12 protein-coding genes and 1 tRNA gene are annotated in these 13,001 nt (G+C 73.2%); 9 read left to right on the plus strand and 4 right to left on the minus strand.

Translation table 11 applies throughout. The features are described 5' to 3' along the window. Positions 1-570 precede the first annotated feature (570 nt). The gene (locus AB0N90_RS15360) at positions 571-1,239 is read left to right on the plus strand and encodes a bifunctional DNA primase/polymerase (protein WP_365196548.1); all 669 of its coding nucleotides are present in this window, start codon (positions 571-573) and stop codon (positions 1,237-1,239) included. Between the two features lie 391 nt (positions 1,240-1,630). Continuing rightward, positions 1,631-2,161: a hypothetical protein gene (locus AB0N90_RS15365; RefSeq protein WP_365196551.1), complete on the plus strand. Its 531-nt coding sequence runs from the start codon at positions 1,631-1,633 to the stop codon at positions 2,159-2,161. Between the two features lie 253 nt (positions 2,162-2,414). Here AB0N90_RS15365 and AB0N90_RS15370 read toward each other — a convergent pair whose 3' ends face one another. From AB0N90_RS15370 to AB0N90_RS15380, 3 genes are all read right to left on the minus strand, one after another. Further along, positions 2,415-3,389, minus strand: coding sequence for a DUF5926 family protein (locus AB0N90_RS15370; protein ID WP_161254199.1), 975 nt, complete (start codon positions 3,387-3,389; stop codon positions 2,415-2,417). Between the two features lie 252 nt (positions 3,390-3,641). Beyond that, a complete protein-coding gene (locus tag AB0N90_RS15375; protein ID WP_361671859.1) occupies positions 3,642-4,298 on the minus strand; it encodes an ATP-binding protein in 657 nt (218 codons plus the stop codon). A gap of 86 nt (positions 4,299-4,384) precedes the next feature. Beyond that, positions 4,385-5,215 carry a glycerophosphodiester phosphodiesterase gene (locus tag AB0N90_RS15380; RefSeq protein WP_361671856.1) on the minus strand — a complete coding sequence of 277 codons (831 nt, stop codon included), beginning with the start codon at positions 5,213-5,215 and terminating at the stop codon, positions 4,385-4,387. A 323-nt stretch (positions 5,216-5,538) separates the two neighbouring features. On the opposite strand from AB0N90_RS15380, the gene AB0N90_RS15385 reads away from it, so the two are divergent. The 3 genes from AB0N90_RS15385 (at position 5,539) to AB0N90_RS15395 (ending at position 8,230) form a co-directional block, all read left to right on the plus strand. Next, the gene (locus AB0N90_RS15385; protein WP_365196555.1) at positions 5,539-7,113 is read left to right on the plus strand and encodes a trypsin-like peptidase domain-containing protein; all 1,575 of its coding nucleotides are present in this window, start codon (positions 5,539-5,541) and stop codon (positions 7,111-7,113) included. Positions 7,114-7,209: 96 nt separating this feature from the next. Further along, a tRNA-Ser gene (locus tag AB0N90_RS15390) sits at positions 7,210-7,296 on the plus strand. 157 nt (positions 7,297-7,453) lie between these two features. Next, positions 7,454-8,230, plus strand: coding sequence for a sensor domain-containing protein (locus AB0N90_RS15395; RefSeq protein ID WP_365196557.1), 777 nt, complete (start codon positions 7,454-7,456; stop codon positions 8,228-8,230). Between the two features lie 71 nt (positions 8,231-8,301). Here the strand turns inward: AB0N90_RS15395 and AB0N90_RS15400 are convergent, their stop codons facing one another. Further along, positions 8,302-9,162: a bifunctional DNA primase/polymerase gene (locus tag AB0N90_RS15400; RefSeq protein WP_365196560.1), complete on the minus strand. Its 861-nt coding sequence runs from the start codon at positions 9,160-9,162 to the stop codon at positions 8,302-8,304. A gap of 431 nt (positions 9,163-9,593) precedes the next feature. Here AB0N90_RS15400 and AB0N90_RS15405 point away from each other — a divergent pair, with 431 nt between their 5' ends. From AB0N90_RS15405 to AB0N90_RS15420, 4 genes are all read left to right on the plus strand, one after another. Further along, on the plus strand, positions 9,594-10,496 hold the full coding sequence (locus AB0N90_RS15405; protein ID WP_365196562.1) for a bifunctional MaoC family dehydratase N-terminal/OB-fold nucleic acid binding domain-containing protein: 903 nt from the start codon (positions 9,594-9,596) through the stop codon (positions 10,494-10,496). Then, positions 10,493-10,891, plus strand: coding sequence for an acyl dehydratase (locus AB0N90_RS15410; RefSeq protein WP_361671844.1), 399 nt, complete (start codon positions 10,493-10,495; stop codon positions 10,889-10,891). Before AB0N90_RS15405 ends, AB0N90_RS15410 begins: the two co-directional genes overlap by 4 nt. Next, entirely contained in the window at positions 10,888-12,054 is a 1,167-nt protein-coding gene (locus AB0N90_RS15415; RefSeq protein WP_365196564.1) for a lipid-transfer protein, read from the plus strand. Before AB0N90_RS15410 ends, AB0N90_RS15415 begins: the two co-directional genes overlap by 4 nt. A 147-nt stretch (positions 12,055-12,201) precedes the next feature. Beyond that, positions 12,202-12,738, plus strand: coding sequence for a SigE family RNA polymerase sigma factor (locus AB0N90_RS15420; protein ID WP_361671839.1), 537 nt, complete (start codon positions 12,202-12,204; stop codon positions 12,736-12,738). Positions 12,739-13,001 lie beyond the last annotated feature (263 nt).

A 13,001-nucleotide genomic window follows, 5' to 3' on the forward strand; every position in this document is an offset into this window, starting at 1 on the left:
ATCGCAAACCCCCAGGTGATTCTGCGCCGCTAGCAGTGTCTCCACATGTACACGCACTCGTGAGGGGATGTCCAGCATTGTCCTGCGGGGATTCCTGGTGTCCACGGGGCTGGTGGGTGATTTCCCGGAACCCCTTGCCTTACCGTCAAGTTGGCTCAAAACTGCCTGGGGGAACGGTCCACTGCGGTCGACTGGGCTCGCTCCACGGAGCGTCACAGCGGTCGTGATGGGTACGTACTCGGAGAAGGCCAGGGGTGGTTGGGGGCCACCCGGAACCTGGCGACGGACCCGGGCGTCATAGCCACCGACGGCCGAGCCCCATCCTCCCGTGGCGGAGGCGGAGAGAACCACGCGCGACGGCAAACGCCATGCTTCGCCACCCCCACGCCGCTACCGTGCCCTGCCTTGAGTGCCGTGGACGCGGCCGCGGCCGACGCTCGAACCCCTGGGGATCCCCTGCCGTGTGCGGGGATGTGATGCGCCACCAGGTACGCACAGTGCAGTGATCGACTCATGTTGTGATGTGGACCACGGTGTTGCCAGCGGTGCAACGGAAAGGAACGAGCGCTCATGCGCGAGATCCTCGGAAGGCGACGCAGGCTCCTGTCCAAGCGACGGAACGACGGGACGCCTGACCCGATCAGCGCGGCCCTGACCTTCGCGACGGAGTGGCAGTGGCCCGTACTCCCGGGTGTGGCCCCGGATCCGCAGGACAGAGGCCGCTGCGGCTGCCCCGACCCGGAGTGCACGGTGCCCGGCGCCCACCCCTTCGACCCCGGGCTGCTCGCGGCCACCACCGACGCGCGCATGGTGCGCTGGTGGTGGACCAACCGGCCGAGCGCGCCCGTCATCCTCGCGACCGGCGGGACGGCGCCCTGCGCGGTGAGCCTGCCTGCGCTCGCCGCGTCCCGTGCCCTCGCCCTGCTCGACCGCCGGGGCATGCGCCTCGGCCCGGTCGTCGCCTCGCCCACCCGCTGGGCGCTGCTCGTCGAGCCGTACTCGATGGAGCAGTTGGGCGAGCTGCTCTACGCCAAGGACTTCGTCCCCGGCTCGCTGCGCTTCCACGGCGAGGGCGGCTATATCGCGCTGCCCCCGTCCGAGACCGGCACCGGCACGGTGCGCTGGGAGCGGGCGCCGCTGCCGGGTTCGGCCGCGCCCTGGGTGCCGGACGTCGAGGCGGTGGTGGACGCCGTGGTCGACGCCCTCACTCGTACGGGTGTGAGCGCGCCCGAGTTGTAGGGGTGTCCGGCGCGCACGGTGCGGACGGGCGTGCCGTGCTCGTTATGTTCCGCCCATGCTGCGAATTCTTGGGGGCCATGGGACGCGCCGGCCACGCGACGGGGGACGCCGGCGCCCGACCGGCACGGGGCCGGGGTACGACGGCGGGTCGGATCGGGTGCGGTCGGCGGAGGGCGGGGACGGTTCCCGTGCGTCGGCGGACGGCTGGGCCGACCCCCAGGCGTCGGCCGACGAGGGGGCCGGCCCCCGGGCGTCGGTCGGTGGCGGGGGCAACTCGTCGCCCGGCACCGGTGGTTCCTCCGGATCCCGGGGCGTACCCGGCGACGGAGCCGGGCCGCGGCCGAAGGGCGGGTTCCGGCGGGCGCGGTACGGGAAGGCCGATCCGCGCCGGGTGCATCTCGTCGGGCTGGCCTGCGTGGTGACGGCCGCCGTCGTGCTGCCGCTGACCGTGGCGTCCGCCGGGCAGGTCCGGGACGTGGGCGATGTGCTGGTGCCGGGCGCGCTGCGGCACGCGGAGGGCAAGGACCCCTCGGCCGCGCCCGGCCGCTCGCCCGCGCTGCTGGACCTGGGCCTCGCCACCGCCGTGCGCTGCGGACCCCAACTCAGCTCCCCCGGGGGCATCGAGGCGCAGACCTGTGTGCTGATCCAGGGCGCGGACACCTGGGCGCGGACCTACTACCGCAACGCCACCGGCAAGTCGCTGGACGCCGGGCTGAGCCTCATGGGCCCCGGCGGCCGTACCACCCGTACGCGCTGCGACACGGGAGCCGACGACGAGCCCGCCACCTGTGAGACCCTCCGCGAGCGCAGCCGGGGCGGGGCGGACGCCTACACAGCCGTCGCGGAGTTCGCGGAGCGCGGGCCCGTGGGGGCGCTGCTGCTGCGCTCGGGGAGCAACTCCGAGGATGCGGACGGCGGTTGAGAGCGCGCGACGCGTCGGGCACCGGACGCGGGCATGGAAAGACCCGGTTGCTGGCGACGGGGGATGCACCAGCAACCGGGCTACTGGAACGGTAACAAGAGATCGGCCGTTCGCAAATTCCGACTCAGGCATTCGGCCATCGATTTCCCACCGATTTCCCTGTCGGAGCCGGGAGTTGTGACCGGAGTCACCCGCCGGAAACCCGGTGTCATGACTGACCGACCATTCAGTCATGACACCGACGCGGGTGCCGTCAGCTGAGCGTGACCTGCCGGTTGGTCAGTCCGCCGCGGGCCCGGCGCTCCTCCGCGGTGAGCGGCTCCTCGACGGCGAGGGCGGCGGCCAGCCGCTCGGCGAACTCGGCGGCCGGCTTCTCCACGTCCTCCGCGCGGACCTCGCTCGGCAGGTCCCAGACCGGCACGGTGAGCCCGTGAGCACGGAAGGAGCCCACCAGCCGGGTGCCCTCGCCGAGGCTGGAGCGGCCCTGTGCGTGCAGTCGCGCGAGAGCGTCCAGAAGCCGCTCCTCGGGATGCGGCATCACCCAGCGCAGGTGGTTCTTCTCCGGGGTCTCGCACCAGTACGCCGCGTCCACGCCGGACAGCCGGACCGTCGGGATCGCCGCCGCGTTGGCCCGCTCCAGGGAGGCGGTGACCTCCGGGGTGGCGTTCTCCGCGTCCGGCACCCAGAACTCGAAGCCGCTGTGCACGACCGGCTCGAACGGGCTCTCGGCGGCCAGCAGTTCCTGGAGCCGGGGCCCGTCGGCGGGGGCGCGCCTGCCCTGCACGGGGGTGCCGGGCTCCGCCTCCAGCGCGCGCTGGAGGGTGTCGGCGAGGTCGCGGCTGATGTCGCCGGACGACGTGTCGTTCTGCAGGCCGATCAGGACCGAGCCGTCGTCGCGGCGCAGCGCGGGCCAGGCCATCGGGAGCACGGTGGCGAGCGTGACGGAGGGGACGCCCTCGGGCAGGCCGTCCTTCAGGGTCAGCTCGACCGTGGCGGCCGGGACCAGTTCGCGCAGCGCGACCCAGTCGCACTCGCCGGGCAGCCCCTCGAAGGGGCGGTGGACCAGCTCGGTCACCGCGTGCGCGGCGTCCCGGCCATGGCACGCCTTGTAGCGCCGGCCGCTGCCGCAGGGGCAGGGCTCGCGGCCGCCGACCACCGGAATGGCACCATCTGCCCCACCCGTCGGCTGCGGGCGCTTGGCCTTCGTCTGGGGTCGCTTCTTGGCCATCGTGGATGTCTCCCGGTTACGGCGCTTCTCGTACGGCGGGAGCCTAGCCGTTCGCGCCATCGCCGACGGGAACCTGTGGACAACGACCGTGCGGCGGGCGGCTCCCGGACACGGGCGGCCCGCCCCCGCCCACCGGCGACCCGCCCCCGTGCACGTGCCCCCCGCTGGCCGGCCCTCCTTCACCAACCCCCTCTAGCGGCCCCCTTTCCGCTTGGCGGCCCTCTTCCCGCGGTGCCCGCCCGGGTCTCGGTCTCAAGCCAGGTCCTCGAACGCCTCCGCGAGATCGAGGCCGGACAGATCCGGCGGTGCCGACGCGGTGAGCGCGGCGGTGACATGGTCGCGGCGGCAGCGGGCATCCGGGTCGTGCACGTCCCCATGGACCACCACCCAGACCGTCACCTCGCCGCGGACGTCGTCCCGCACGCCCCAGTCGTCGGCGAGCGCGGTGATGATGGCGAGCCCCCGGCCGCCGTGCGCGGTCACCGAGGGGGTGGCCGGCGCCGGGCGGGTCGGGCCCCCGCCGTCCGTGACCTCCACGATGAGCCGGCCGCCCGTGTCCACCCGCCATGCGGCCCGCACGTCACCGTCGTCGTACCCGTCCCCGCTCCCGGCCCGGGGTGCGCCCAGGGGCCGGCCGTGCTTGCACGCATTGCTCAGCAGTTCGGAAAGGATCAGTACGGCATCGTCGACCACCGATTCCGCCACGCCTCCGCCGCGCAACTGCGCGCGCATCCGGCGCCTCGCGTCCCCCACGCCCGCAGGGCCATGGGGTACGGCCATGCACGACGACGTGGGCACCTCCTGTGCCACCACCAACGCCACCCCCGAGACCTCCTTCGCCCCACGCCACCGTGTGGATGCCCCAGTGATCTGTGCCGGAAACCGGCCAATCCCCTTCCGGTGACGCATTCGATACGCGCGCACACGCGGCGAACGCGCCGGAGCACTCCCTGTGACGACACCGGCGGCCTGCGGCGGGGTGTCAATAGGGAAGGTCAGCGGCCGAGCTGGTCCAGTACCGCGCGCGGGCGGTTGGTGATGATGGCGTCGATGCCGAGTTCGAGGCAGAGGTCGACGTCCTCGGGCTCGTTCACGGTCCACACGTGCACCTGGTGCCCGGCCCGCTTCAGCCGCTCCACGTATCCGGGGTGGTTGCGCACGATCCGTACCGAGGGACCCGCGATGCCCACGCCCGCGGGCAGCCGTCCGTCGCGCAGCCGGGGCGAGAGCCACTGCACCAGGTAGACCGTCGGCAGGGTCGGCGCGGCCGCGTGCACCCGGTGCAGCGAACGTGCCGAGAAGCTCATGATCCGTACCGGCGACTCGGCGGCCGTGGCGGGCGCGGCCAGGCCGAACCGGCCCAGCACGCCCAGTAGCTTCTCCTCGACCTGGCCCGCCCAGCGGGTGGGGTGCTTGGTCTCGATGGCCAGCTCGATGCGCCGCCCGGAGTCCGCGACCAGTTCGAGCAGCCGTTCCAGGGTGAGGACGGAGGTCTCCTCGCGGTCCTCGGGGCGGTGCTCCCAGTCGGGCTCCTCGACCCGGCCGCGATACGGCTCGCCGGTCTTCCAGGAGCCGAAGTCCAGGGCGGCGAGATCGGCGAGCTCCAGGGCGGAGACGGCGCCGCGGCCGTTGGAGGTGCGGTTCACCCGTCGGTCGTGGACGCAGACCAGATGGCCGTCGGCGGTCAGCCGCACATCGCATTCGAGGGCGTCGGCGCCGTCCTCGATCGCCTTGCGGTAGGCGGCCAGGGTGTGTTCCGGTGCGTCTTCGGAGGCACCCCGGTGGGCGACGACCTGGACGGAGAGCTGTGGTGCGTGGGTGGTCACCGCGTCATGGTGCCACCCCCGCGGGGTACGCGGGACGGCGCTCGGGCGTCCGGGCGGCGAACGGTGGCACACGTTGTACTGGTTTATGTAGCTTTTTCCATAGATGCCCTTTGTAAGGGCTGGCCCTGGACCCACAGCCACGGCTTATGGTGCTCTGACGGCCCGTGGGAAAAGCTGACTGCATACAAACTGGAACAGTGAACGCAGGACCATGCGCAGCCGCATCGTGACAGGTCACGACCAGCGCGCACGCGCCGCCGAGCGTGCACGAACGTGATCGAGCGCGACCGAGGACAAACAGCCGTGGATCGAGGAGTAGAGCTGTGAGCACCGAGAACGAGGGCAACGCGGTACCCCCGGCCCCGTCCGCACCTCCCGTGCCGGTGGCCTCTCCCGACGCGTCCCCGCAGGCACCCGCCACGCCGGAGGGGACCGACGGGCCGGCGGGCCCGGGGCACCAAGCCGACCAGCAGCCGGGGCAGCCCGCCCCGGCCCCCCAGACGCACCAGGCGCCGCAGCCACACCAAGCACCCCAAGTCCCCCAGGCACCCCACGCGGGCCAGGGCCACCCCGCGGCTCCGGCCACCGGCGCCGAGCCGACCGCTCCGCTGCCGCCGGTCCCCGGGACCGCCCCGCAGCCTTCCGTCGCCGGCCCCGAGGGCGCCTGGCCGCCCCCGCCGCCGCCCGGCGCGCCGACCTACGCCGACGGCGCGGGCGGCGCGGGTGGCGGTGCCGCCTGGGGGGCGTCGTACCAGCAGCCCGCCCCCAAGCCGAAGGGACGCGGCGGCCTGCTCGCCGCGGTCCTGGTGGCCGCGCTGGTCGCGGGCGGTCTGGGCGGCGGTCTCGGCTACACCCTGGCCAGGAACAACGACAACGGCAGCTCCACCACCGTCTCCGCGTCCGACAACGGCGCGGCGCAGGTCAAGCGCGCCCCCGGCACCATCGCCAACGTGGCCGCCAAGGCGCTGCCCAGCACCGTCACCATCGAGGCCGAGGGCTCCAACGGCGACGGCGGCACCGGCACCGGCTTCGTCTTCGACAAGCAGGGCCACATCATCACCAACAACCACGTGGTGGCGGACGCCCTCGACGGCGGCAAGCTGACCGCGACGTTCCCCGACGGCCGGAAGTACGACGCCGAGGTCGTCGGCCACGCGCAGGGCTATGACGTGGCGGTCGTCAAGCTCAAGAACCCGCCCTCCGACCTCAACCCGCTGCCGCTCGGCGACTCCGACAAGGTGGCCGTCGGCGACGAGACGATCGCCATCGGCGCCCCCTTCGGCCTGTCGAACACGGTCACGACCGGCATCATCAGTGCCAAGAACCGCCCGGTGGCCTCCAGCGACGGCAGCTCCACGAGCAAGGCGTCGTACATGAGCGCGCTCCAGACCGACGCGTCCATCAACCCGGGCAACTCCGGCGGCCCGCTGCTGGACGCCTCCGGCGCGGTGATCGGCATCAACTCGGCGATCCAGTCCTCGGGCAGCAGCGGCGGCTTCGGCTCCGGCGGGCAGTCCGGTTCGATCGGCCTCGGCTTCGCCATCCCGATCAACCAGGCCAAGTACGTCGCCCAGCAGCTGATCAAGACCGGCAAGCCGGTGTACGCCAAGATCGGCGCGTCCGTCTCGCTGGAGGACTCCACGGACGGCGCGAAGATCACCGACCAGGGCTCGGACGGCGCCGCCGCGGTCGAGGCGAACGGTCCGGCGGCCCAGGCGGGCCTGAAGCCCGGCGATGTGATCACCAAGCTCGACGACTCGGTGATCGACAGCGGTCCCACCCTGATCGGCGAGATCTGGACCCACAAGCCCGGCGACAAGGTGACGATCACCTACAAGCGCGGCGGCCAGGAGCACACGGTCCAGCTGACCCTCGGCGCCCGCGCCGGCGACAGCTGACCTCCCCCTCCCATCGGGGCCGTTGTCCCCAACGCCCCCGCGACCGCCCCCGGGCCGGTACGCTGTACCCCGCTCCGCCCCAGGTGGGCGGCGCGGGGAGGCGTGCCCGAGCGGCCTAAGGGAACGGTCTTGAAAACCGTCGTGGCAGCGATGTCACCGTGGGTTCAAATCCCACCGCCTCCGCACAGGCCATGCGTCACAAGGGGTGTCCCGGAAGGGACACCCCTTGCGCGTACCGGAGCGGCCCGGTTTCCGTGTGCCGGGGCGGCTCGGTCGCATGTTGATCATGCCCATTACACTGCCCGCGCTGACAGAGCAGGTGGACGTAGGGGTGGGAACGGTGGATCTTCTCAGAGCCGGTCGGGCCGGGCGAGTGGTGTGCGTGGCGGCCTTCGTGCTGTCCGTAGGAGCGCTCTCGGCATGCGGCGGCAGCAGCAGCGGCAGCAGTGCCGGTACGGCCCGGACGTCCGAGCCTTCCGTGTCCGCCTCGCCGTCCGCGTCGGCCGCGCATGCGAAGCCCCTGACCGAGGGTCGGCTCAAGGCCGCCGTGATCACCGCGGCGGACGTTCCCGGTCTGCGGGCCGACACGTCGGAGGACGGCTCCGGAGCCGAGACGCAGAGGATCACGGCGACCTCCGGAGGGCCGGTCTGCACGCAATTCCTGAACGCCATGAGCGCCTACGCCGGCACGTACGGTTCCTCGGCCGCGGTGGTGAGGGGTTTCACCGTCCAGGGGTCCAATGGCCCGGTGAGCATCCTGGTCTCCCTGGTCAGCCACACCTCGGCCGCCGGGGCGCAGCGGGTGATCGACGACGCCCGTAAGTCCGCGAAGGGGTGCGCGCATCTCACCTACGACAACGGCGGGTCGACGCGCATGAACCTGGCGCCCCTGTCCCTGCCGGTCATGGGGGACGACTCCACCGTCACCCGCGCCGGTGTGATCATCGGCAAGCGAGGGTTCTGCATGGTCATGGGGCTGGTGCGCGTGGGCACCGTCTCGCTGAACGTCATGGTGTCCAGCGATGGCTACGACTACGGAGACCTCCAGACGGTGGCGAAGGTGTCGGTGGGCAAGCTGAAGAAGGTGGACCCCCAGGTCGCGTCCGCAGCCTCCTGACATCGCCGCGGAAGCCGCACCCGCAGCCTCCGAGGCGACGTGCCCGACGTGCCCGACGTGCCTGATGTGTCCTACGGCCGGTGGCCCGTCATCCTGGCCGCCGAGGCGATCGTCGCGCGGGCCTCCTGTTCGGTCAGGCCGGTGTGCCGGGCGGCTTCGGTGAGGGAGGCGGCCAGGGCGGGGCCGAGACCGTTCTCGTAGGCGCGGCAAGCGGCCCAGAAGAGGCGGGTGTTGCGCTGGCCCTCGTGCGCGGTGAGCACGAAGTGGACGAGGCCGTGGCCGTGGCCGTGTTCCGCGAGGGCGCGGTGCGGGGTGCGCGGGGGTGGCAGGAGCAGGCGCAGCAGGCCCGGCGGGCACGCGGCCGGGGGCAGCCGGGCGGTGCCCGGCAGGGTGCCGTAGACGCCGTGGGCGGTGCGGGAGCCGGGCCCCACCAGGTAGCCACCGGCGCCGCGGATGTCGATGCCGGGGGCGAGCCGGCTCGCCGAGTTCGGCACGACGACGTCCGGGGGCCCGGTCAGCCACAGATGCCGGCCGCCGCTCGGGGTGAGGACGACGACCGTGTCCGGAACGGTGAACAGATGGCGCAGGCCCAGTTCGCGCAGGGCGGCCGGGGCGTCCGTGCCTGACTTGGTGTCCAGGTCGACGCCGATCAGGTGGTACGGGGGCAGCCCGCAGGCGATGCCGTAGCCGGTGGCCCAGGGCGCGGCGGCGAACATCTCGCGGATGCGCGCCGGGTCCGTCGAGGCGTCGTACACCCCGTGGCCGAAGCGGCCGCACCCGCCGTGGCAGGCGGGGCCGGGGTCGTCGCGGTGGGGGGAGCGCAGGGCCGGGAGCTTGGTCCGGGACAGCGGGAGGACGGCCAGGCCGCGTTCGGCGGCGGACAGGGCATGGGCGAGGGCCAGCGTCGTGGCCTGCCGGTCGGTGGTGGCCATGACCCCCATGTTCGGACGTGTGTTCGAAAAAAGAAAGAGGTTTATCGGCCGGTGGTCACGCTTGCGTGCGAAGTGATGATTTCGGAGGGATGCGGCGGAGATCGCCGGGCAGGTCTGGCTGTGCGACAGCAGCAGCGGCGGTCGGGACGGCGACCGGTTTCGAGAGGATCAGCATGGCGAGGATGTGCACCGCCCGCGGCCACCGGCATCGGCTTCGGCCGGCCGCGGTGAGCCCCGGCTGACGGCCCGAGGGGGCGCGCTCCGGGGATGCGGGACAGCGGCGCGGCGGTGCTTCGGCACCGCCGCGCCGACGCGTGTCCGGCCCGGGTCCGCCGTACGCCCGCCGGGTCGGTCTCCTTGACAGTGCCGTCGCAGCTGACGGACAGTCAGAAATGCGGCGGGAGGCCGAACACCACGGCGGGAGGCCGGACATGGAGACACGGGCGGACGACGCACAGGCGCGGCTCGCGGCGTACGAGGGGCTCCCCGCCGCCGCCACCGGGACCGGCCGGGACCCCGTCAACCTGCCGATGATCCGGCACTGGTGCGAGGCCATGGGCGACACCAGTCCGGCCTACCGCGGTCCCGGCGCCATCGCCCCGCCCACCATGCTCCAGGCCTGGACGATGGCCGGTCTCTCCGGTCACGGCGACCGCTCAGGACCCTACGACGAACTGCTGCGCCTCCTGGACGACCTGGGCTGCACCGCGGTCGTCGCCACCGACTGCGAGCAGGAGTACCTGCGACCGCTGCGGCCGGGCGACACGATCACCTTCGACACGGTGATCGAATCGGTGTCGGGCCGCAAGACGACCAGGCTGGGCACCGGCCACTTCGTCACCACCCGCACCGACATCCGCGCGGACGGCGTCCTCGCGGGCACCCATCGCTTCCGCATCCTCAAGTACGCCCCCGCCCGCACGCCGGCGCCCCAGGCCAAGCGCCCCCGTCCCGTCGTCAACCGCGACAACGCCGGCTTCTGGCGGGGCGTCGCCGAGCACCGGCTGCTCATCCAGCGCTGCACCGGCTGCGGCACCCTGCGCCACCCCTGGCTGCCCGGCTGCAACGCCTGCGGCGGCCCCGGCTGGGACACGGTCGAGGCGAGCGGCGAGGGCACCGTGCACTCGTACGTCGTGATGCACCACCCGCCCTTCCCCGCCTTCGACCCGCCCTACGCGGTCGCCCTGGTCCAACTCGCGGAAGGAGTGAGGATGGTGAGCAATGTGATCGGGGTGCCGTACGACAAGGTGCGCATCGGGATGCCGGTGCGGCTCGAATTCACGGCGTACGACGACGAGTTGACCTTGCCGGTGTTCCGGGGGGTGGCGGCGTGAGGCCGGTCGGCAGCGAACTGCCGCCGCTGGAGATCCCGTTGACCCGCACACTGATCGTGGCGGGCGCGATCGCCTCCCGGGACTACCAGGACGTGCACCACGACCCGGAACTGGCGCGGGCCAAGGGCTCCCCGGACGTCTTCATGAACATCCTGACCACGAACGGCCTGGTGGGCCGGTACATCACCGACCATTTCGGCCCCACCGCGATCCTCCGCAAGGTCGCCATCCGGCTCGGCGCCCCCAACCATCCCGGCGACACGATGGTGTTGACCGGCCGGATCGAGCGGGTCGACGGCGACACCGCCACCGTGCGCGTCGTCGGCGCCAACGGCCTCGGCACCCATGTGACCGGCACGGTGACCGTCACCGTCCCCGCGGCGGCCCGCCCATGAGCCTGCGCGCGAAGGACGCCCTCGGCGGGCGCGCGGCCGTCGTCGGGATCGGCGCCACCGAGTTCTCCAAGGACTCCGGGCGCAGCGAACTGCGGCTCGCGGTGGAGGCGGTGCGCGCCGCCCTCGACGACGCCGGGCTCACCCCCGCCGACGTGGACGGCCTGGTCACCTTCACCATGGACACCAGCCCGGAGATCACGGTCGCCCAGGCCTGCGGGATGGGCGAGCTGTCCTTCTTCTCCCGGGTCCACTACGGCGGCGGCGCGGCCTGCGCGACCGTGCAGCAGGCGGCGCTGGCCGTGGCGGCCGGGGTCGCCGAGGTGGTGGTCTGCTACCGCGCCTTCAACGAGCGCTCGGGGCGCAGATTCGGCGCCGGCGTCCAGCACCGCGAGCCCTCGGCGGAGGGCGCGGCGCTCGGCTGGGTGCTGCCGTTCGGGCTGCTCACCCCGGCCTCCTGGGCGGCGATGGCGGCCCAGCGCTATCTGCACACCTACGGGCTGACCCCCGACGCGTTCGGCCATGTCGCCGTGACCGGCCGCGCCCACGCCGCGACCAACCCGGCCGCCTACTTCCACGGCCGCCCGATCACCCTCGCCGAACACGCCGCCTCCCGCTGGATCGTGGAGCCGCTGCGGCTGCTGGACTGCTGCCAGGAGACCGACGGCGGCCAGGCACTCGTCGTCACCTCCCTGGAACGGGCCCGCGACCTGCCCCGGCCGCCCGCCGTGATCGCGGCCGCCGCCCAGGGCGCGGGCCGGGCCCAGGAGCAGATGACGAGCTTCTACCGGGACGAGCTGACCGGGCTGCCGGAGATGGGCGCGGTGGCCCGCCAGCTGTGGCGCACCTCGGGCCTCGCCCCGGCCGACATCGACGTCGGGATCCTGTACGACCACTTCACCCCGTTCGTGCTGATGCAGCTGGAGGAGTTCGGCTTCTGCGCCCGGGGCGAGGCGGCGGACTTCACGGCCGGGCGGCGGCTGCCCCTCAACACCCACGGGGGCCAGCTCGGGGAGGCGTATCTGCACGGCATGAACGGCATCGCGGAGGCGGTCCGCCAGCTGCGCGGCACCGCGGTGAACCAGGTCCCCGGGGCCGCCCGGACCCTGGTGACCGCGGGTACCGGGGTGCCGACATCGGGCCTGGTCCTGGCGGCGGACGGCTGAACTCCTCGGGGTGGGACCCGGGGTCGGGCGTACCCTCGCTCCACCTTCAGGAGGTGGCGCCGTCCCCACCCCTACAACCTGAGGGGGACCCCGCTTCGGCACCTGCGGCCGATCCCGGGACGCGCGGGCCGCTCATAGCGTGGAGCCATGACCACACCCGTCTGCACCAGCGCCTCGGCAGCGGCCCCCACGTACCCGTCGTTCACGTCGTACGTACGGGCCCGCCGGCCCGTCCTGCTGCGCGCCGCGCGCTCGCTGACCGCGAACCCCTGCGACGCCGAGGACCTGCTGCAGACCGCGCTGGCCAAGACCTACACCGCCTGGGAGCGGATCGAGAACCAGCGGGCGCTCGACGGCTATGTGCGCCGCGCGCTGCTGAACACGCGGACCTCGCAGTGGCGCAAGCGCCGGGTGGACGAGTTCGCCTGCGACGAACTGCCCGAGCCGGACCCGCTGCCCGACGACGACCCCGCCGAGCGGCAGGCGCTGCACGACGCGATGTGGCGGGCCGTCATGAAGCTGCCCACGCGGCAGCGGGCGATGGTCGTCCTGCGGTACTACGAGGATCTCAGCGAGGCCCAGACCGCGGAGGTGCTGGGGGTCTCGGTGGGCACGGTGAAGTCGGCGGTGTCCCGGGCCCTCGGCAAACTGCGGGAGGACCCGGAACTGGGACTGGCCCGATAGCCCCGAGGCGGCCGGAGGGGGGCCGGGGCGGCGGCCCAGGGAGCTTGGGCGGCGGCCCAGGGGGCTGGGGCACGGTTCAACGGGTCCGGGGATGCCGGGTCACGGGCTCGGGGGGTGCCAGGGCGGCGGGTCCGGGGGACGGTGGCTCATGGGAGCCTGCGGGGGTCGGCTCAGAGGTTCCCGAGGGGGAGGGCTCGGCGAGTCCGAGGGTGTCGGCTCGGCGGGCCGGGGGACACCAGATCACCGGGGTCAGGGCGCCGGGC

This window comes from Streptomyces sp. NPDC093018 (assembly GCF_040684035.1).
Classification (GTDB): Bacteria; Actinomycetota; Actinomycetes; order Streptomycetales; family Streptomycetaceae; genus Streptomyces; species Streptomyces murinus.